The 20,185-nt window shown below is 50.3% G+C and carries 22 protein-coding genes and 3 pseudogenes; 4 read left to right on the top strand and 21 right to left on the bottom strand.

Features of this window, described 5'->3' with window-relative positions; translation table 11 throughout:
• Window positions 1-69: 69 nt before the first annotated feature.
• Window positions 70-336, bottom strand: a complete 267-nt coding sequence (locus DZC51_RS16285; protein ID WP_232524114.1) for an SDR family NAD(P)-dependent oxidoreductase — start codon at window positions 334-336, stop codon at window positions 70-72.
• A 159-nt stretch (window positions 337-495) separates the two neighbouring features.
• Window positions 496-1,230, bottom strand: coding sequence for a YqcI/YcgG family protein (locus DZC51_RS09870; RefSeq protein WP_157295305.1), 735 nt, complete (start codon window positions 1,228-1,230; stop codon window positions 496-498).
• 135 nt (window positions 1,231-1,365) lie between these two features.
• Between DZC51_RS09870 and DZC51_RS09865 the strand changes: the two genes are divergently transcribed.
• The gene (locus DZC51_RS09865) at window positions 1,366-1,863 is read left to right on the top strand and encodes a GyrI-like domain-containing protein (protein WP_157295303.1); all 498 of its coding nucleotides are present in this window, start codon (window positions 1,366-1,368) and stop codon (window positions 1,861-1,863) included.
• Window positions 1,864-1,963: 100 nt separating this feature from the next.
• Here DZC51_RS09865 and DZC51_RS09860 read toward each other — a convergent pair whose 3' ends face one another.
• The 8 genes and pseudogenes from DZC51_RS09860 to DZC51_RS09825 all read right to left on the bottom strand — a co-directional run bounded on the left by DZC51_RS09860 (window position 1,964) and on the right by DZC51_RS09825 (window position 9,279).
• On the bottom strand, window positions 1,964-3,058 hold the full coding sequence (locus DZC51_RS09860; RefSeq protein ID WP_157295301.1) for a branched-chain amino acid aminotransferase: 1,095 nt from the start codon (window positions 3,056-3,058) through the stop codon (window positions 1,964-1,966).
• A gap of 298 nt (window positions 3,059-3,356) precedes the next feature.
• Window positions 3,357-3,692, bottom strand: coding sequence for a hypothetical protein (locus tag DZC51_RS09855; protein ID WP_157295299.1), 336 nt, complete (start codon window positions 3,690-3,692; stop codon window positions 3,357-3,359).
• Window positions 3,693-3,853: 161 nt separating this feature from the next.
• Window positions 3,854-4,303 carry a MaoC/PaaZ C-terminal domain-containing protein gene (locus DZC51_RS09850; protein ID WP_157295297.1) on the bottom strand — a complete coding sequence of 150 codons (450 nt, stop codon included), beginning with the start codon at window positions 4,301-4,303 and terminating at the stop codon, window positions 3,854-3,856.
• Between the two features lie 14 nt (window positions 4,304-4,317).
• Window positions 4,318-5,889 carry a class I adenylate-forming enzyme family protein gene (locus DZC51_RS09845; protein WP_157295295.1) on the bottom strand — a complete coding sequence of 524 codons (1,572 nt, stop codon included), beginning with the start codon at window positions 5,887-5,889 and terminating at the stop codon, window positions 4,318-4,320.
• Between the two features lie 26 nt (window positions 5,890-5,915).
• Window positions 5,916-7,385, bottom strand: a complete 1,470-nt coding sequence (locus DZC51_RS09840; protein ID WP_157295293.1) for a sodium:solute symporter family transporter — start codon at window positions 7,383-7,385, stop codon at window positions 5,916-5,918.
• On the bottom strand, window positions 7,382-7,795 hold the full coding sequence (locus DZC51_RS09835; RefSeq protein WP_157295291.1) for a hypothetical protein: 414 nt from the start codon (window positions 7,793-7,795) through the stop codon (window positions 7,382-7,384). The genes DZC51_RS09840 and DZC51_RS09835 overlap by 4 nt, the downstream gene beginning before the upstream one ends.
• Window positions 7,796-8,142: 347 nt before the next feature.
• Window positions 8,143-8,926: pseudogene (locus tag DZC51_RS09830) on the bottom strand (SDR family oxidoreductase).
• Window positions 8,927-9,039: 113 nt separating this feature from the next.
• Window positions 9,040-9,279, bottom strand: a complete 240-nt coding sequence (locus DZC51_RS09825) for a ferredoxin family protein (RefSeq protein ID WP_063178750.1) — start codon at window positions 9,277-9,279, stop codon at window positions 9,040-9,042.
• A 152-nt stretch (window positions 9,280-9,431) separates the two neighbouring features.
• Between DZC51_RS09825 and DZC51_RS09820 the strand changes: the two genes are divergently transcribed.
• From DZC51_RS09820 to DZC51_RS09810, 3 genes are all read left to right on the top strand, one after another.
• Window positions 9,432-9,758, top strand: coding sequence for a four-helix bundle copper-binding protein (locus tag DZC51_RS09820; protein WP_157295289.1), 327 nt, complete (start codon window positions 9,432-9,434; stop codon window positions 9,756-9,758).
• A gap of 134 nt (window positions 9,759-9,892) precedes the next feature.
• Window positions 9,893-10,522: a YdhK family protein gene (locus tag DZC51_RS09815; RefSeq protein WP_157295287.1), complete on the top strand. Its 630-nt coding sequence runs from the start codon at window positions 9,893-9,895 to the stop codon at window positions 10,520-10,522.
• A 129-nt stretch (window positions 10,523-10,651) separates the two neighbouring features.
• Window positions 10,652-11,224 carry a DUF488 domain-containing protein gene (locus DZC51_RS09810; protein WP_157295285.1) on the top strand — a complete coding sequence of 191 codons (573 nt, stop codon included), beginning with the start codon at window positions 10,652-10,654 and terminating at the stop codon, window positions 11,222-11,224.
• 17 nt (window positions 11,225-11,241) lie between these two features.
• Here DZC51_RS09810 and DZC51_RS09805 read toward each other — a convergent pair.
• From DZC51_RS09805 to DZC51_RS09755, 11 genes and pseudogenes are all read right to left on the bottom strand, one after another.
• A pseudogene (locus tag DZC51_RS09805) lies at window positions 11,242-11,853 on the bottom strand (FMN-binding negative transcriptional regulator).
• Between the two features lie 12 nt (window positions 11,854-11,865).
• Window positions 11,866-12,384, bottom strand: a complete 519-nt coding sequence (paiA, locus tag DZC51_RS09800; RefSeq protein WP_157295283.1) for a spermidine/spermine N(1)-acetyltransferase — start codon at window positions 12,382-12,384, stop codon at window positions 11,866-11,868.
• Window positions 12,385-12,400: 16 nt separating this feature from the next.
• Window positions 12,401-12,850, bottom strand: coding sequence for a MarR family winged helix-turn-helix transcriptional regulator (locus DZC51_RS09795; RefSeq protein WP_157295281.1), 450 nt, complete (start codon window positions 12,848-12,850; stop codon window positions 12,401-12,403).
• Window positions 12,851-12,979: 129 nt separating this feature from the next.
• A pseudogene (locus tag DZC51_RS09790) lies at window positions 12,980-13,521 on the bottom strand (GNAT family N-acetyltransferase).
• Window positions 13,522-13,653: 132 nt separating this feature from the next.
• Entirely contained in the window at window positions 13,654-14,895 is a 1,242-nt protein-coding gene (locus DZC51_RS09785) for a dicarboxylate/amino acid:cation symporter (RefSeq protein WP_157295279.1), read from the bottom strand.
• 158 nt (window positions 14,896-15,053) lie between these two features.
• Entirely contained in the window at window positions 15,054-15,560 is a 507-nt protein-coding gene (locus DZC51_RS09780) for a hypothetical protein (RefSeq protein WP_157295277.1), read from the bottom strand.
• A gap of 54 nt (window positions 15,561-15,614) precedes the next feature.
• A complete protein-coding gene (locus DZC51_RS09775) occupies window positions 15,615-16,160 on the bottom strand; it encodes a hypothetical protein (protein ID WP_157295275.1) in 546 nt (181 codons plus the stop codon).
• A gap of 41 nt (window positions 16,161-16,201) precedes the next feature.
• Entirely contained in the window at window positions 16,202-18,283 is a 2,082-nt protein-coding gene (locus tag DZC51_RS09770; RefSeq protein WP_157295273.1) for an LXG domain-containing protein, read from the bottom strand.
• Between the two features lie 12 nt (window positions 18,284-18,295).
• Window positions 18,296-18,580: a DUF5344 family protein gene (locus DZC51_RS09765; protein ID WP_157295271.1), complete on the bottom strand. Its 285-nt coding sequence runs from the start codon at window positions 18,578-18,580 to the stop codon at window positions 18,296-18,298.
• The gene (locus tag DZC51_RS09760) at window positions 18,580-18,939 is read right to left on the bottom strand and encodes a hypothetical protein (protein ID WP_157295270.1); all 360 of its coding nucleotides are present in this window, start codon (window positions 18,937-18,939) and stop codon (window positions 18,580-18,582) included. The genes DZC51_RS09765 and DZC51_RS09760 overlap by 1 nt, the downstream gene beginning before the upstream one ends.
• Window positions 18,940-19,152: 213 nt before the next feature.
• A complete protein-coding gene (locus DZC51_RS09755) occupies window positions 19,153-20,160 on the bottom strand; it encodes a glutaminase (protein WP_232524113.1) in 1,008 nt (335 codons plus the stop codon).
• Between the last annotated feature and the right edge of the window lie 25 nt (window positions 20,161-20,185).

The following is a 20,185-nucleotide window of genomic DNA, read 5'->3' as shown; positions in this document are numbered from 1 at the left end:
ATCGGATGCCAACCAAAGTGTTGCCTGAGCGACTTGCCGTGGCTGTCCGAAACGGTTCAGCAGGCAGAGCTAAGGCGCGTAGTCTTCTTCATTTAAGTTGAATTGCTCAAGAGCACCGCGCAGCATCGGCGTGTCGATTGCACCCGGTGCTACCGAGTTTACACGGATGCTGTACTTGCCGTTTTCAAGAGCAGCAACTTTAGTCATGCCGACCACTCCATGTTTTGCAGCAACGTAAGCGATGTTATCTGGTTGTGGGCGGAATCCGCTGACAGAAGAGATGTTGATGATGGAGCCGCCCACACCCTGCTTGATCATCTGCAGCTCGTACTTCATGCAAAGGGCGGCTCCTTTCAAGTCGACCGCCATCAGACGGTCCCAGTAATCCTCGTCAAAATATACCCGGACAACCGGATTTACAAGCAGTATCTGTCTGACAGCAGCCCAATCATTAAAACGCCTCCCGGCACCAGGAGGCGTTCTGCTTTTGGACTTTCAGCTCATGTCCTTATGTCTGAACGGACATTTCCCCTCAATCGGAACCGTGTCGTCACCGATGAAGAACTGTTTCCATTCATTATGCGTCGGGTCGCCGAAGTGGCTGATGTCAGGATGTTTCGGCAGGTTATCCCATTTCTCCACGCGCTCCCGGACTTTCTCCCGGGAATTGATGCCGCCCGGCTCGGTTCCTTCAAGCCCTTTGAAGATTTTGCGCGGCTGGAACCCGAGAACCATCGAGTTGCCGAGATCGCGGGTTTTTCGCTGCTTGTAGGCCGGCGCATTGCCGAAGACGAAAATTGGCTCGCCGCCAAAGCGGAAATCCCAGAGAAAATGGTCAGGGTCCTTCGGTGCGTCCTCCGGCCATTCAACCGGATCCTGTTCGTGCAGATACTGGAGGATGTCCCAGAACTCCTTCCGGTAATCGTCCAGGGCTCCCTCTTCCTCAAACGGCTCAACAAATACGAAAAAGCCATGCCGCTTGTGCTTCGGATTCTCGAATAGCTCCAGAAATTCCATCAGCGCTTTTGGCAGATTGGACCAGTCGTCCCTTTCAATGTAGGCATACCGCAACTCTCCGCCGAGCTCTGCAGCCATCCCGAAATAGCAGGGGAAGGTCTTATTCGTCACAGTCTTGCGGAATGTCTCGTATTCACGCAACAGCCATTCGGGAAGATCGTCCCGTTTGTTGAAATCTTCTTTTACTAGCATCTTGTTTTCCAAAGTGTTCATGATAGCCCCTCCGTCTGATCTCTATTATCAATATGCCCTTTTCGTGCATGGCAGAAACGAATTCGTTTAGTTTTTGAGAGGAATGGGATTTAGCTATGCAGAACTACTATAAGTGATTGGCTAAGGAGGCGGCAAATGAAAGAGTTGATAGGAAGAAGAAAGTTCCGGTTGGTTGGCATCAGGAGCAATGGGCCCTTCGCGGAGTTCGGGACAATCGTTCCGGATGTCGCCCGGGAAGTCATGGCGCGGTCATGTGAGATCAAATCGTCGTCAGGCACGGAAATCGCTGTCTTCGAGCCTAAGAGAAGCGATGACCATCTCCAAGGTGAGTTTATTGCCGGATTGTTGGTGGAACAGCCCATGCGCGACGTCCCCGTCGGCATGACGTACATTGAAATTGAAGGCAAGTTCGCAACGGCAAGGGGAAATACCACTGGCTTGAAGGATCTTCACGCCGATTTGCTCAAATGGGCAGCCTGCCATGGATACAAGATCGACCAAAATGAATATATCGTCGAAATCTATTTTCCTGCGGACCACGGTGAAGACGTTGAGATCTACTTGCCGCTATTAAGCAGAGAATCTCATCCGAACGGGCAGGCCACTAGTAAAGCGTCGGACATCTTCTGGTGAATGTTCAGCCAGCCTGTCAAAATGCTAAGCACTACCCACCTGTCATCCCTCAAAACGACGGCAATAAAAAAGCTCCCGCAGACGGGAGCTTTTTGAATGTTCAGTTGCGGACAGCCGCTTCTTCACGGATTTCAGTGACCCAGCCGAACGGATCCTCTTTTTCGCCGCTCTGCAGTCCAGTCAATTCTTCATAGAGTTTAGTCGACAGTTCGCCGGCCTGGCCGCCGTTGATGGTGAAAGCTTCACCTTTCCAGCTGAACTCGCCGATCGGGGAGATGACAGCCGCGGTGCCGGTGCCAAATGCCTCCTCTAGACGGCCTTCCTGCTGGGCGGTTTTGACTTCCTCCATGGAAATGCGGCGCTCTGTCACCGGGACACCCCAGGCTTTTAGCATTTCAATAATTGACTTGCGCGTGATGCCGCCGAGGATGCTGCCGTTAAGTGCAGGTGTGATGACTTCCCCGTCGATCTTGAAGAAGACGTTCATGCTGCCGACTTCCTCGACGTACTTCTTCTCAACGCCGTCGAGCCAGAGCACCTGGGAATATCCCATCTTCTCGGCGACCGCCTGTGCTTTCAGAGATGCCGCGTAGTTGCCTGCAGTCTTCGCTGCACCTGTGCCCCCCGCTACTGCGCGTACATATTCATTCTCGACAAGGATTTTGACGGGAGCGATCCCTTCCTTGTAGTACATCCCGACCGGAGACAGAATCACGATGAACTTATACGTAAGAGATGGTGCAACACCGAGGTGAGGCTCGGTCGCAATCATATAGGGACGGATATAAAGCGAAGTGCCCTCTGCTTCCGGTACCCAATCCTTATCAACCTTGATCAGTGTTTTCAGCGCTTCGAGCGCATCCTCTTCATCAATCTGAGGCATGCAGAGACGGTCGCAGGACTCATTCATCCTCCGGAAGTTTTCTTCCGGACGGAAAAGGCGGATCGCTCCGTCTTTTGCCCTGTATGCTTTCAGGCCTTCAAATACCGTCTGTCCATAATGGAAGATGATCGCGGACGGATCAAGCGTAATCGGCTCGTACGGCACAATGCGATGATCGTGCCAGCCAATCCCTTCCGTATAGTCAGCGATGAACATATGGTCTGTGAAGTTGCGTCCAAAAGCGATGCCGTCAGTTGATGGCTTCGTTTTACGCTCCTGGCTCTCATTGATGCTGATCTTCATATTCCCCATCACACATCTTCCTCCTTGATATTCAAGGTACGCGATATATCGTATACTCATGAAAAAGAAATAATGACCTTATTATACATATTTTCAGACAGATTTAAATACTTTTACACAAATTAATTATTTCACTGAACAGCAATGGGGAACACAGTTCTAAATCACGGCGATTTTAGCTGTTTCAAGGGGATTGGGTGCTTTTTTGCACAGCAGAATTGGTAATAACGCAATTTATTGCACAGATGATCTCAAGACGAGAATACACAAAAAACCGGCGCCCATATCGGCACCGGCTTAGACTCCATTATGCGACAGCTACCTTTTCAGCCATCTCTTCACTCTGCAAAACAAGTTTTGGGAAGCGTTCGTAGACCGGTTCAAGCTTCGCCACAATCTCTTCTATCTCTGCCGGATCACTGAACGGGTAATGGAAGTAGTACGAACCGCGCTCGGTTTCGAGCAAGACTTCGAATACCTGCATGACCTGTTTCCTGACCGAGTCCTCATCACCCATCAGTACTTCATCCGCCCCGAACCCGTTTTCAGGCGCCTGGCTCACGAACAGGTTCCCCGGATGCGCCTCCGCATCGAATCCCATCGCCGCCTCAACAAATTCATCGATGGTTTTCAAGGTTTTCAACCACATCCCCTCCCGTTTCATACAATATTCCCATTAAACCAGACAAAAAACCGATAAAAGCGGAAATTAGAAAAGTTGTTAGATTTGAAAGTTTCCTGCCAGCCAGGCAAACGGTCTCCATACCAAAGAAAAGGACCATCTGTCAGATGGCCCTGAACGATTTAGACTTCCGCTGTGACTGGTGCCTGATTGAGCAGCAATCTGAGTTTTCCCGCAATCACTGCATCACCGTGCTGGTTGACGATTTCCGTCTTATAGGCGATGACCCCGGTTCCGTTTTTCCGCTCCATTTTCTCAGCCGCTTTCATTCTGACCTTAATGGTGTCTCCAATCAGCGTCGGCCGGACAAATCGGATATGATCCATCCCATAAAAAGCAGCAATGACTCCCGGCGTGAAATTCATCAGACCGGTCGCTATCGATAATACGAGCATGCCGTGGGCAATCGGTTCGCCGAACGGTGTATTCTTCGCATATTCCCGGTCCAGATGCAGCGGATAGAAGTCTCCGCTCACCCCTGCAAAATTAACAATGTCCGCTTCAGTGATTGTACGGCCGCCCGATACCCATTCCTCTCCGACTTCGACTTCCTCGTAATATTTGTTGAACATCCCAATCTCCCCCTTCAGTAATTCACTTGCTGTTCTCTCAAATGCTTGTATTCGTCCCGAAGCCGGAACTTTTGTACCTTACCGGATGCAGTCCTCGGCAGTTCATCCAGGAAAACAAATGAACGCGGTTTTTTATACCGTGCCAGTTTGCCATCGATGAACTCCAGAATCTCTTCTTCCGTGACGGACCGGCCGGGCTTGGATACGATGACAGCGCAGACCGTCTCGATGAATTTCGGGTCCGGAATGCCGATGACGGCGACATCCTGGATGGCATCGTGCCGGATCAGCACATCTTCCACTTCCACAGGGTAGATGTTTTCTCCGCCGCTTCGGATCATGTCTTTTTTGCGTCCGGATATCGTCAGGAACCCTTCCGCATCCAGAATACCAAGGTCTCCCGTATGGCACCAGCCGTCAATGAATGTCTTGGCGGTTGCCTCCGGTTTGTTCCAGTATTCCGAAACGACTGCGGGACCCTTCGTGCAGATTTCCCCGATCTCCCCTGCAGCGACCGGTTCCCCCTGGTCATCGACCACCTTCACTTCAGTGAACGGCATCGGCTTCCCGGCGGTGTAGCCTTTGCTTTTTGCATCCGCCGGGTCGAGGGAGACGGCAATCGGCGTTCCTTCCGTCAGGCCATACACCTGCACAAGGCCGATATGCGGGAACAGCTCATGCAGGCGGTCAATTGCCCAGGAAATGATCGGGTCGCCTCCAGAGTAAATCGTCTTCAGTGAACCCAATTGATACGATTCGATATCGTTCAGCTTCAGCATTTCGTAGATCATGAATGGGAAAAGGAATATATCCGACACTTGCTTTTCTTCGATCACCTCAAGCGTCCGCCTGATTTCAAAGTTACCGCTTCCCGATATCACGACAGTGCCCCCGGACAGGAGGACGGCAAGCGCCACATCTTCCATGGCCCCTACATGATAAAGGGGCCCCGTGGTCATGCCGACCGTGTTGCCGTCAAAATTCCATTTCAGCGACTGCATCGCGGCGAACCAGATCGTGTTCCGGTGCGTCCAGAGCGCGCCCTTCGGACGGCCTGTCGTGCCGGATGTGTACATCAGCATGATCGGATCTGTCTCTTCTATCTTCGGCCGGCGGTCCAGCAGCTGATTCCCTTTTTCAAGAGTTTCCCACTTTTCGGCCCAAGCCGGCGTTTGACCACCGTCCCTGTCATAGCAGATGAAAGATTCCACAGGTGTGCGGTCATTGATCGGGTCAAGACGCTCCGCCAGTGCCGAGTCAAAGCAAAGCACTTTTGAACCGGAATCATTGAGGATGTAGTCCAGTTCCTCCGTCTCCAGCCTAAAATTGATCCTGACTGCAATTCCGCCGATTTTGGCGATCGCAAAGTAAACGGCAAAATACTCTAGCGAGTTGAACATCAGAATGCCTACGCGATCCCCTTTCCGGACGCCCTTGTCCAGAAGGGCATTGGCGTACCGGTTGGCTTTCTCATTGAGCTTCCCATACGTCCAGGTTTCCCCTGTTTCCAGTGCCAGTGCTTCCTTATCAGATCTTAGTGTCTGCAGACGGGGTTCCACCCGGTCCAGCAAGTATCCGACTTCCATGTGCGGCCCCTCCTGTCAGTTGATCATCAGCCTTCCATCACTTCGAGAGGAGGCTGTTCCATTTCCGCTGTTTCCTGAGGCTGTGTCATCAGGGAGACCACCACAAAGGCGAGAATCGAAATGACGAGCGAGATCGCCCCGACCACGACGCCTTCAGGGAGAATGGTGATTCCATACTTTTTAAGGATTTCAAAAGTAAAGTTCAGGAATACCCCGAGAATGATGCTGGTGACCGCCCCCTGCTTGGTAGCCCGCTTCCATACCAGCCCGAGCACAACTGCCGGGAAAACGGCGGCTGCGAATGTCCCCCATCCAAATACACCGAGTAGCGCAACAAGTGTATCCATATAGAATGAGAACAAGGTAGAAACGACGAGCAGTCCGAATACGACGATCCGGTTCCAGAGAAGCTCGTTTTTGACTTCCTTCCCAAATGCACGCGGAATATCCCGAACGAGACTTGCTGCACCGAGCGTCACGAAACCGGATCCCGTTGACATGATGGCAGCAAGGAGGCCGGCAAGGACCAATCCACTGATGACGGATGGGGTGAATGCCGTGACAAACACGACGAGTGAATCGTCGGCAGAGGCGACTTCCGGGAATCTGCCCTGAATCTGAAGTGTGCGTGCAGTCAGTCCGATGCTGACAACAAGAAGTACGGTGATTGCATAAGCAAGTCCTGCAGTGAACGCGCCCCAGCGCAGTTCCTTGGCACTCTTGATCATCAGGAATTTATTGATGAAATGAGGCTGTCCCGCGGCTCCGAGGCTGAACAGCAGGAACCAGCACGCAATGGTAATCAGAGAGAAGTTCCCGAAAGGCGATGCCAGCAACGGATCGGATGACTGCAGCGTTTCCGTAATGTTCTGCATGCCGCCGCCGACATTCAATGCAAAGAAGAAGATCACGATTGAAACAGCGATCATGATGACGCCCTGGAACAAATCGGTATAGACCGATGCAATGATTCCTCCGCCGACGGAGTAGAAGGCCAAAATTCCAAGGCCGATCAGTGCCCCAACGGCAGGGGAAACGCCGAAAATGGAGTGCATGATGACACCCATCGCCTGTACCTGTGTGCCCAGATACCCGATGACGCCAAGCGTAATGGCAAGTCCGAGCCATCCGCGGACGGATCGGCTGTTGTACCGCTTCTCCACCACGTCTCCAAGTGTGAAAACGTCCCCGTGCTCACCCATCATCCAGATTCGCTTGCCGACCAGGAACCAGGTCAGAGCAAATCCAAGCGGAGCCGCAATCAGGACGCCTGCGGCAAAGCCCATTCCCCCTGTAAAGGTCTGCCCGGCCCCTCCAAGAAGTCCGAAACCGCTTTGTATGGACGTGAACGCCGCAATGGCCATGACAAACATGCCGAGGCTTCTGCCTGCAACCAGAAAATCACTGGCTGACTTTGTCCTTCTTGTAGCCCAGACGCCGATCAGGATACAGATAACCAGATAGATCGCAACGATGCTGATAATCGTGACGTTCATTCAGCAACCTCCCCCGTCCTGAATTCTTTCTCCATCTCCTCGGTATCGCCCGGATCAAATATCAGAGCATAGATGAGAGAGGCAATGACGGCCAGCGGGAGGATACCGAGCAGATAAATCGCAAGGCTCGGAGTCATCCCCAGAATGTAGGAACTTCCTCCAGCCGGATCACTCCGCGTAATCACGTCAAGAATGATAAACAGTGTCAGATAACCTCCGGCAATTACGAGCGGGACCCAAAGCAATCCTCGCTTTTTCTTGACCGCGTTCCACATCCCGACCGTAATGGCCACACCGATGACAACCAGATACGGATACAGAATGAGTCTCCAAGATTCCAAGAACATGCCGACCAAAGACAGTACAATGAGTCCTGAAAATAAGTACATGATCCGGTCCGAAACGTACAAGCTGACAACCTCCTTTGATTATGTGTCGGCGGTGAACCGCCGTTAAAACCTACAGAAAGCGTTTTCAATTGTCTGAATGAATAAAATATATTGAACAAACCCCGGTCTGTCAATCTCTTATCAATATTAACCATTTGTATATACTCCTTTTATTTCAACGGGATATTTTCAGACGATACAGTTATTCATCCCTGAAACGCATACTCTCAATCTGATATTAGCTGGAAATGATATTCTGAAATACTACTTACCTAGCACTAAAATATATTATTAATTGTTCGTAAAGCCCGGTTGGAAGCAAAAAAATGAGGACCCCCGACTTTCGGGATCCTCCTGACCTTTCCTATTTAATACTTATAAGACTGACCGCCATCAATCGGGATGACCGCCGCATTGATGAAGCCGGCCTGATCGGAAAGGAGGAAAGCTACCAGATAGCCCACTTCCTCCGGCTTGCCGAATCGCTTCATCGGGTTCGGCTGGACGAATTCCTTTCCGACTTCTTCCCAATTGTCGCCGGCCATCTGGCGGAGTGAGCCTTCGACCATCGGCGTCATGATCGCTCCCGGAGCAATGGCTTTAATGCTGACACCGTATTGTCCGTATTCGATCGCGGAGTTGCGGGTCAGGCCGACAACGCCGTGCTTGCTGGCCGCATAGCCGACTGGTTCCCGACGCCCCGGATGCCTCCGACTGACGCTGTGTTGACGACGGAGCCGGAACCCTGTTTTTTCATGACCGCCAGCACATACTTCATGCCATAGAAAACACCGTTCAGGTTGATGCTGACGACTTTCTGGAATTCATCGATGCCAAAGTCTTCTGTGAGATTCTGTTTGCCCTCGATGCCGGCATTGTTGAAGAATGCGTCTATCCGGCCAAAGTGTGCCATGGTGTCATCGACATACTTCTTGACCTGCTCCTCCTCTGCCACGTTTGCTGTCAGGAGAAGAACTTCTGCTTCCGGGGCCGCCTCCATGATCGCCTGTTTGGTCTCTTCAAGACCTTGTGCAGTCAAATCGACCAGAGTCAGTTTGGCCCCTTCCTTGGCAACCTGCAGCGCAGCCGCCCTGCCAGTCCGGAACCCGCACCCGTCATCAAAACCACTTTTCCTTCAAATCGGTTCGTCATCATCTCATCCTCTCCGTGCCGAAAATGATCGGCAGTGCTACCTGCTATCATTCCCAGGATGGGATGATGAAAAACGGACAAAAAAAGAAAACCGGAGCCTTTTCGGCTCCGGTTTAAGCTTCCATAAAGAACTGTTTAGCCTTTTCGATGAACGGCTGGTCTTCCGGAAGCAGATCGTCTTCATAAAAGATTGCATCCACCGGGCAGACTGCTGTGCATGCGCCGCAGTCGATGCAGAGATCCGGATCGATAAAGAATTGGTCTTCTCCTTCGATGATGCAATCTACCGGACATACGTCCACACATTCACCGGCTTTTTCGCCGATGCACGGTGCCGTAATCACGTGTGTCATCTTCATCACTCCTTACCTATTCAAGTTACCATATTTCCCGCGCTTTCGCTCCCGAAAACATGAACTTGTCGAAATTTCTCCTGTTTCGTCACGTCTGAAACGGGAACAACATGATTGTACAAAGATTTCGGTCAAACAGGAGGGATTCCAAGATGGCTCATGAACAGCATCAGGAGCTTTTGAAGACGCTGCGCGAGTGCATGGAAGCCTGCAACCACTGCTTTGATGCATGCCTGAAGGAAGAAAATGTGAAGATGATGGCAGAGTGTATCCGGCTCGACCGGGAATGCGCGGACATGTGCGGATTCCTGGAAGCGGCGATCAGCCGAAATTCACCATTTGTCAGGCAACTCGCCCAAGTTTGCGCGGACATCTGCGAAGCTTGCGGTGAAGAGTGCAGGAAGCACGACCATGAGCACTGCCAGAAGTGTGCAGAAGCGTGCATGAAGTGCGCGGAAGCATGCCGCAATGCCGCATAAGCCAAAGGACAAACCGACATGTTGAGGAGCGACTGCAGGCGGGGAACCCGGTTTCCTGCCTGTTCCTCATTTTACATACCATTCCCGGTAAACGGGTAAGTGATTATTAATTCACCAACACGGGAGGAAAGAACATGACCTTTAGGAAAACACTGATCCCTTTAAGCACACTGATCTTGCTTTTATCTGCCTGTGGGGCAAATGACGGACAGGATGATGCACAGCCGGAAGAAAACCCGACAGGCGAGGAACAGCAATATGACCGGGACGAATCCAATGACCCGTACGAGATGCATGACTCCGACGACCGTTCGGATATGCACAACATGCATGGTGGCGGTTCAGGAGAAGTTCCGGAAAGCCTGAAAGCGGCAGAAAACCCTGAATTCCCCGTCGGTTCCGAAGTGGTCATGCATGCCGATCATATGCCGGGCATGGACGGCGTGAAGGCAACGGTCACTGGCGCGTATGACACAACCGCCTACTCGGTGACGTACACTCCAACTGACGGGGGCAAACCGGTAGAAGACCATAAGTGGATCGTCCACGAAGAACTCCAAAACCCAGGTGATGCCCCGCTTGAAGAAGGCACAACCGTCACTCTGGAAGCGGATCATATGCCGGGAATGGATGACGCGGAAGCCATTATCGAGTCTGCCAAGCAGACAACCGTCTATATGGTTGATTTCGTATCAGCTGAAAGCGGCGAAGAAGTGAAGAATCATAAATGGGTCACTGAAGATGAATTGTCGGAACCTGAATAAGATTTAAAGCAAAGGAATCGCCTTTGCTTTTTTTCATGGTCTGCATACGCAGATTATTTTATCGACCAGATTGCCATCGGCGAATTGAGGGAACGAAATCAATAACAGTCAGACAGAGAAGGTGAAGAAATGGAACTCTATACGATCGGGCACTCCACGCATGATGAAGAGGAATTCCTCAAGCTGCTCCATGATGCGGGTGTTGAACTGCTTGTCGATGTGCGTGCTTTTCCGGGGAGCCGGAAATTCCCTTGGTTCCATACGGATCGGATGAAGGAGTGGCTTCCGGAAAACGGGGTCGGCTACTTGCATATCCGTGAGCTTGGAGGACGGCGCAGGAAATCCAAGGTTGTCAGCGAGGAGGTGAATGCAGGCTGGAACAACCGCTCCTTCCACAACTACGCGGACTATACGCAGGAAAAGGAGTTCAAGGAAGGACTACAAAAACTGCAGGATGCGGCAGCAGGAAAGCGTGCGGCAGTTTGCTGTTCAGAACGCCACCCTGCTCGCTGCCACCGCATGCTCATCAGTAATTACATCGCCCTTCACGGAGTTGAGGTGTTTCATATTCTTGACAGTAATGATGGAGAGACTACTATTGAGCCGCATCAGCCGGGTCGCTGGGGTGCCGAGCCGGTAATGCGGGACGACGGCGAAGTGGTCTATCCTGATAAAAATGAACAAGAAGCCGATGCGGACTGACGCATCGGCTTCTCTCATTAATCAGTTCTTTTTGCCTCCATCAGTGCCGCCATCCTGTCTGACTCGGCACCGCCTTCTCCGCGCAACCCGTCAATGATGTTTTTGTAATCGGTGCTGTTCCGGTTCTGGCTAAGTTTGTATGCAGCCTGGATTTCATCCACTCTGACCTTAAAGCCGACAACGCCATTTATCTGCTTTTTCGTATCCTCGGACAGGTTTTCCCACAGTACCGGATTTTCCCGATGCTGTTCATATTTCCTCATCAGCAACGCGAGTTCTTCCTCGAGCTCGTTTTCATCCATCAGCTTTGCTTGCCCGTACAGATGGACTGCCTGGTAGTTCCAGGTGGAAACATTTTCATGGGTATACCAGGATGCCGAGACATAGGCATGCGGGCCTTGTATCATGATAAGCACTTCCTGCTCATCGATCGTCTTCCACTGAGGGTTCGCCTTGGCGAAATGCCCCGTGACAAACCATTCTTCTCCGATCCTCCTAAACTGGAAAGGCAGATGGGTCGCGACCGGCCTTCCGTTATGTACGGTCACCACCGAACCAAAAGCGTGCTACTCAACAAAGCTCCTGATTTCTTCAAAGTCCGTGACCTTGAACAGCTTCGGTATGAACATCGGAATCCCCCCTTAATCGAATTTCATTTCCATGATAAAGTCGGTCTGTTCGTCATCCCCCATGAAGAATGTATGTTCGCCTGCGCGGATGAAACCAAGCTTCTCATAAAATGCGATGGCCTTCTCATTTTCCTCCCAGACGCCCAGCCAGACTTTAGTTTTTCCTTCTTCTCTGGCAAGGTCCAATGCGTGGCCAAACAGCATTTTCCCAAGTCCCTGATTCTGGAACCTGCCACTGATATAGATCCGCTCCACTTCAAGCGATTTGTCGCCCATCTCCTCCGACTGGGCTTTTCCTGTATTGACCTTCAGATAGCCTGCGGTTTTCCCATCCTTCTCAATGAAGAAAAATCGAGATTCAGGATGGTCTATTTCTCCTTTTAACCGTTCCGGATCAAACGCCCGTTCGAGATAGGCATTTAGGCTTTCGGGTGAGTTCTGTGCTCCGAACGTCTCCCGAAACGTATCAATGCTGATATTCCGGAGTGGTTCCAGGTCTTCATATGTACACCGCCTAATTTCGACAACCATGACTGTCCCTCCTTGTTCAATAGTTTCGCTTATTTCCTTTCTTCACGTACTCCCAGTCTTTTTCCACGTTTTTCCTGACCCGCCGAAGCAGGCGGAGGAGAATGTCCGCTTCATCCTCAGAAAAACCCTCAAGTGCAATTGAGTTGGAATGCTCATGTTCCCTTACGATGAATGGGTACACAGATAGGCCCTTATCAGTCGGAAAGAGTTTCTTGATTCTCCGATTGGTTTCATCATCCCGTTTCTCGATGAACCCTCTCTCTTCCAACTTCATGATCGCCCTCGCAGCCGTCGTCCGGTCCACCTTAATCATTTCGGCCAGCTTTTCCTGGATGATTCCCGGATTCTCGCAGATTCTTGCCATATACAGATACTGGCCCTTTGAGAGATTGGCTTCCTTGAATTCGATGTTGCTGATGGAATCCAGCGACCTCGCGATCATGCCGATTTCCCGAAGAAGCTCCATTTCGTCATCTCCTTTCCCCTATAGTTGCATTTGCAACATCATACTTAACCCGATTTTACTTTTAAGTTAGTGCAAATGCAACATTCTCGTTAGCGAATAAAAACCGATGCGGATTTCACATCGGCTTGGTTACTGATTATTGAAAGGCTCTGGGTATTCCACTACTCCACTCACTTGGTCTAACGATCCTGCAACAAGTTCAAGCGCCATAAACACATTTTCCGGAACATCAAATGGTGGATGGATGCCCCAATCAGCTGCTTTTCTGAAGCCGAATTTCGGATAATAGTCAGGATGTCCGAGAACAATTACCGATTGGAAACCAAGTTCTCTCGCTTTTCCAGTGCCGCTTTGATCAGCCGGCTCCCGATCCCCTGGTTCTGAAATATTGGCAGGACGGATACCGGTGCCAGCGCAAGCGAGCCTTCAGAGTTCTTTCCCTCAACAATCCGGATCTTGGTAACCAGGATGTGACCGACAATCTGCCCGGACTTATTTTCAGCCACGATTGATAATTCCGGAACGTAGGCGTCGGATACACGAAGCCGGCCGACCAGAATGTGTTCATTCTGATCGCTCATTTCAACATCCCGGAAGGCCTGCTCCACCACATGGCTGATTGTCTCAAAGTCCCTTGGCAAGCTTTTTCTGATGGTTACTTCCACATGCATCCCCTACTTTGTTGTGTATGGTATCTGTATGACTTCCTTATATCTTATTTACGGCCATTGCCTGTGAAAAGTTTCACATAATTATTCATCAAAGATAAAAAGCGATCCGCCTTTTTGGACGAATCGCTTTAATCAGGCGCTATGAAGGTTTGCCATACGTTTTTCTTCACTCTTGTCCACGACAGCGGCACCGACGAGATCTCCAGTCACATTGGTGGCCGTTGCGCCCATTCCAAGAATCGCATCGATACCGGCGACCAGTGCCACAACTTCGATGGGCAGGCCGGCCTGTGTAAGGACAATCGACAGAGCAATCAGTCCTGCACCCGGGACTCCTGCGGTACCGACCGAAGCGAGTGTGCCGGTTACGATAATGCCGAGGATGGCAGCAAAGCCAAGCTCCAGACCCACAATATCAGCAGCGAACACTACCGACGCACCGAGCCGGATCGCCGCCCCATCCATATTGACTGTGGCGCCAAGCGGCAACGAGAATGTGGCAACATCTTCGCTGATGCCGGCACGCTTTGCTGCCTTGAGCGTGACAGGAAGTGTTCCCAAACTGGATGAGGTCATAAATGCTGTCCCGATTGCATCTTTGACATTCCTGAAGAACTCCCTGATTTGCACTCCAAAGAGCTTCATGATCACAAAATATACCAGTACAAACTGGAGTGCAATTCCTCCATAAATTACTGCTGCCAGTTTGCCCAGAGAAATCAGTGTCTGAAGTCCTTGAGAGCCGATTGCTGCAGCCGCAATCGCAAAGATGCCGATAGGCGCATATTGGAGGATGCCATTCAGTACCCGGAATGTAACTTCACTCAGGCTGGCAGTCAGATCATTGAGGAAGTGCCCCATCTTGCTGATCCGTTTTTCACCGGAATGGATCATCGATGAAATGGATAATCCGATAACGACCGAAACAAAGATCAGCGCAAGAATATCAGCATTCACCAATGACGAAAATAAGTTATTCGGTACAATTGCCAGCAAGGTATCCACAATGGATGGACGCTCCGGTACATCCACCTGTGCATTTGGGAGTGTAAGACCCACACCCGGCCTGATCAGAAGCGCAAGCAGAATGCCAAAAACAATGGCAACTCCTGTGGTGATAAAATAGAAGACAAACACTTTCCCGCCGATTCTTCCAAGTTTCGCGGGATTCAGCTGATCCACCGCTGCAATCAGCGTAAAGACAATGAGCGGGATCACAATGAGATTCAACAGTCGCAGCAGCAGATCCCCGAGCGGCGACAGCACGCCTGCCGATTCCCCAAAAATGAGTCCGACAACGATGCCCAACAGAAAACCGACGGACATTTTGAGCATGAATGACTGGTCCCGATAAAATCTCCAGATTGCCCCCATTTATAAACCTCCCTTCATCTTCTTCCGGATGTACCGGTTATGTATCCCTTCCTAAATCATCCCCTTCTTTGAAGTGTGCAAAACAACAACAAGATTTACCGTTATTTCGCCTGAATAAAAAATACCCGGGAAGCGTGCATTCCCGGGAAATTTTCATGTTATTCAGATCCGTACTTCCCATCCAGTTCCTCATACTTCGCTGCATAATCATCTGTAACCTTATCGAGCTGCTCCTGTTTATCAGAAATTCCTCTGGACAGTTCAGCTATCTTTTGTTCAAAGTCTTCCCCTGGCTCTGCGGTCAGTTCAAGTACTTCGGAAAGCTTTCCGAGGTACTCAATCTGCAAGGCCAGTTCCTGACCTTTCAGCCCGTTCAGCTCCTTGAGCTCTTCGTGGGTCAGACGGCCCTGCCAATCTTCCGACAATGCCTTGGATTCTTCAACCAGCGGGAGCATTTCTGTTTTCAGGTACTGATTGGCCTGCTCCGGACTGTCCAGAATGGCATTCAACTGAGTGCTCATCATAATCAGTTCCATGGAATTCTGGTAGATCGGAGTGCTGCCCTCTTCTTTGTATTCCTTATATTCGGCTGCAATTCCCGGACCACTGCAAGCCGCCAGCGCGAACACCAGCAACAGCCCCATCAGCCGGATCAATCTTTTCATGATGCACCTCCAATTCACCGGTCTCTTAATGGCGTTCCGGCCATACGGCCCGAATCATTGTTCATTGACGAGTGCATCGATTTGCCGGTCCATTTCCGCTCCGGTTCGTTCTATTTTTTCTTGCAGCTCCATGTTCTCCTCATGGATCTTAACAGCCTTCTGGTACGTTTCTTCGGTCACCGTATCAACATCCGCCGTAGCAACTTCGATTGCCGATAACTCAGCGCTCTTCTGAAGGGAATCGACCGTCAGATCCAAATACTTGATCGTAGTCTCATTCAGTTTCTTGATTTCTTCATTTACCAGTCCATCATGGGCATCAGTTGCAATTTTTCGGGTCTCTTCCATAAAGGGAATCACTTCTTCCTCCATATAGCGGTGAGATTCCTCGGGTTGTTCGATGATGGAAGCAGAGTGGTTGAACATTTCCGCGAACTCGAAGGATCGCTCATCCAGTGGTTCGAGGACATTCTTCCGATATTCTTCAAATTCTTTTTCGACACTGATATTCTGTGATTCTGCTCCATTGCCACTGTTGCAGGCAGCGAGGAATAACGCCAACAGTAACACCAGGAAAAACATAAATATAGATCGTTTCATTACTTTTACTCCTAAACTTCGGCGATTTCATCCCGTATATCTTAATACAGTGTGATGGTTCCGTCCGTATTGAGCCGGAACAGTTTGACGCCCGACGGTTTTTTACCGTCTTCGCTGATGGTCAGGAGAACTTCCTTTTCACCTGCTGACGGACCTGGTGCACTTTTGATTTTTTCCCATCCGGGAATCTGGTTTTGCGCAAACTGAGAGGCTGAGCTTTTGATCACTTCAGACGTGTCCTGTCCAGGCAGCCGTTTCAGATACTCGTCAAAACCGTCCATACCCTTGATTTTTCCGATGCCACTCCCGATTTGCTCATCGACGGCACTCTCCAGCGTCCGCTTGGCAAGACTTCCGAGCACCTCATTGAGTTTGCCGTGCTCTACGTTTTGAATTGAGTAATGAACATCGGGATTATCCGGGAATATCACGAGTTCCTGACCGACCACACTGTAATTGATTGGGACTTCGTTTACCGTTGTTGTGTTGATATCCACTCCATCTGTAAATTCAAGTTTGTTGAGGTCCAAGCCCATTCCCTTCACAGATCCTTCCGGCTGATTTCCCTTGAGCGCAAAATCATTCACTGCCTGTTTCGCTTCTTCCGGCGAATCTTTACTGAAGTTCGGGTCTGTATTATTCTGTGTCCAATTCCAGAGATCGCTGAAAGTAACTTCATCGTGATCTTTTTGCTTAAGAGTGTTCAGCTCACCGGTATACCACTCCTTGATGGAGAGTACCCCGTCCTTTCCAAGTGTCATGCTCACCCGGCGATCATACTGGACACCATCACCGGACAGATAAACAATGACCTGTTTGGTTCCCGCTTTAGGAACATCGGCAGAAATGATTTCACCCCAAAGCGGGATCTTCTTCTGGATGTTTTCTGAAATCTCTTCTTTGACGATTTCTCCTGACTTTTTCCCTGTGAATGGAATTTCCGGAGACCCCTCAATTTTCCCTGTGACTGTAGTTGAGCCAGGCAGTTTACTGCCTAACTTGCCGAGAAACCTATCCCCAGCTTCCATAGCAACGTTTTTCGCGGTGGTTGCCATAGCTTCCTCGAGGAGCGTGACTTCTGCATTCTGAATCGAGTACCAAAGGTTCGGATTATCCCTAAATATGACCAACTTTTCATTAATGATGGCATAGTGCAGGGGAACGCCCCTCAAATTGTATGTTTCAATTGAAATACCGTCCATTGCATCAATAGCGGCCAGGTCGATCTCTTTCCCTCGTGCCACCTGGTGAGGACCTCGGATAAACTCCTCCCCCCGGGATTCCAAATCAGACTCAATTATCCTTTCTAGCTCTTCATAACGTCGCTCGTAACCACGGAGCATCTCATAAACGAATTCATCGGATTTTCCGCTCTGGATGAGGTGTGGGCCAAATATCGCCCAGAAACTTGAGAAGAACATTGAAAATCTAACGGAGAACTCTTTGAAGTGCTCCATCGCCAGATTTACGCGCAGCTTTTGATATCCGCTGAAATCCTGAACCTGGAGATCATATGTCTCAATCCGGAATGACGAATCTCCAAAGATACCGGACAAGTCTTTCAAGTAGCCGTCCATCAGATCTAAATCAGCGTCAAGTGCGGACAGTTCCCCGGTCTGGCTATGATTATATGTATTTAGATCTTGGCTGGTTTGAAGGATATGCCGTTTTGCGTCACGGACACCCTCCCGAAATGCATCGTCCTTTAGCCTCGGCAAGCTGATGATGTCGCTCACCGCATCCATGTAGCTGTTCCCTTCGTCGACCAGAGCTGCCGTTACACTTTCCGACTTTGTTACTCCATTCATCAGCGGCCCCTCAAGAAACGATTCCAGAATATATCCGTCAGAAGCAGGCTCAAGGGCTGATGTCGCCTGTTTCAGGTTTTGCAAAAGTCCTTCATACTTTTCCAGTGTCAGTGACCTGTAGGCAATCAGAGGAAGATGCCATTCCCGATAAAAACGGCGTATGGCGTTCCCGCCTTCTCCCGTGAACGAATCTCCGAGATCGGTGAATGACGCAACCGCTCTTTCAAGCTCCTTTAATTGTGCCGTCTGAGACTCGATCTGTCGGACAACCGCATCGATTCCTTCCAGCAGCGAGCTTACCTCCAGCGTTTTCATGTCTTCACCCCCTTAATTCGCATCCATTGAAATGGACAGCTGATGATCTGTTTCATCAAGCATATCCGCTGATTCCCTGACCGACTCGTGATTAAGCCTCAGGATCCTCTTGAATTCCTCCCCCTGCTGTTCAAGGATAAGGTTGAGCTGGTTGATCTTCTTAATAAGATCCAGCACATTGCTTCCCGCAAGATCCTTGGGAAGAGCGGGGTCCAGAGATTCGGTCATGCTTTCCATGTTTGAAACCGACTGCCTGACGGTTTCAAATTCGACCTTGATCTGATTAGTCAATGACATCAGTCCTTTCCTGCACGAATAGCAGCCAGCCTTGTCCGCTCCGCTGCGATGCTGGCTTCAAGCGCCATGATTTCCAGTTTGATTTGGGCAATCTTTTCACTGAGCATCTGTCTGGAAAGGGTGAGCTGGACACTGGAAATATCGTCGTATTGCACAGCCATTACGTCACGATATTCAAGAAACTTATCCGAAAGCATTCCTTTCCATGTTTTTACCGTTAGCTCCGGCTCCTCCAAAAGACTTCTGTTTTGCGAGAAGTCTCCGTCCAAATTACCCAGATTCACCGCACAGACAGTCAGTCTTCTCAACTGTTCTTTCTTCAGTTGGAATTGTGCGATCAAAGCAGTTAATAAGGCCATCGCGCGAAATCTCCTTTTCCAATTCAGTTACTTTTATCATAGCAAAGTGAAAGGACTGTAAGTATAGGATTAACGGCAGGTGCCGAAAGGCTCCTTTTGAGAGCTGCAATGATGCCTAAACGGTCGAAAGAAATAAAAAAGAGAAAGGAAACAATGTCTCCCTTCTCTTTGTACCCGGAAAATTAACAAATTATGTCTTAATATATGAACTCATCAGAAGATGCTCATGTTCCATTCCCTTGCAATCTGCTTCAGCAACTTGCTGCCAGCGACACTGTTACCGACGTCATCGATGGCCGGCCCATAGATTCCGATTCCGCATCCATTCGGGAACGGGGACTGCGGGGAGCCTGCGTGTGACGGAACAACCGCCATGATGCCTCCGGATACGCCGCTTTTTGCCGGCAAGCCGATAAACGCCGCAAACTTCCCGGAGGCATTGTACATGCCGCATGTCACCATCAGTGCTTTGGTAATGCGGGCGACCTGCACCGGGAGAATCTGTTCTTTTAGAATCGGATGATAGCCATCGTGTGCCAGGACCAGGCCGATCATGGCTATGTTCGTGGCATTGATCTCCACCGAACACTGCTTCAGGTACACTTCAAGTGCATCTTCCACATCTGCTTCCAGATAGCCGTTTTCCTGCAGGTAATAAGCGAGTGCGCGGTTGCGGTGGGCAGTGATCCATTCAGACTGGAAGACTTCCTCATTGATCGCCGGGCGTCTACCGGTCATTCTGTTGATCAGCGAAACGAACGATTCCACTTTTTCCTGTGGGGTCCGCTTTCCGAGCATTGATGCCACGGTCAGCGCACCTGCATTGATCATTGGATTGAACGGCTTGCCCGGCTTGTGAAGTTCTAGGCGGACAATCGAGTTGAACGCATCGCCTGTCGGCTCAACATCCACACGGTCCAAGACATACGACGTTCCAAAGTCGATGCAGGCGGCCATGAAGCTGATCACTTTCGAAATGCTTTGCAGGGTAAACGAGGCTTCGCTGTCTCCGGATTGGAGGACCGTTCCATCCGATCCGACCATGACCACACCAAGCTGCGCAGGATCGGCTTTTTGCAGGGCTGGGATATAGGAAGCACACGCTCCTTCAGCTGTATAGAAACGGTCATTCTCCACCCACTTGTCCAGCTGCGCGGCAAATCGTTGCAGGTCATGAGTGGTTTCGTGATGATTCGGCAGCGTTTCTTTCACCATTGACATGCCGGATTCTCCTTCCTTTCAGGCA

Source organism: Bhargavaea sp. CC-171006, assembly GCF_009761675.1.
GTDB classification, from domain to species: Bacteria; Bacillota; Bacilli; order Bacillales_A; family Planococcaceae; genus Bhargavaea; species Bhargavaea changchunensis.
The sequence above is the reverse complement of the archived record's forward strand: the minus strand, read 5'-3'. Positions and strand labels throughout refer to the sequence as shown.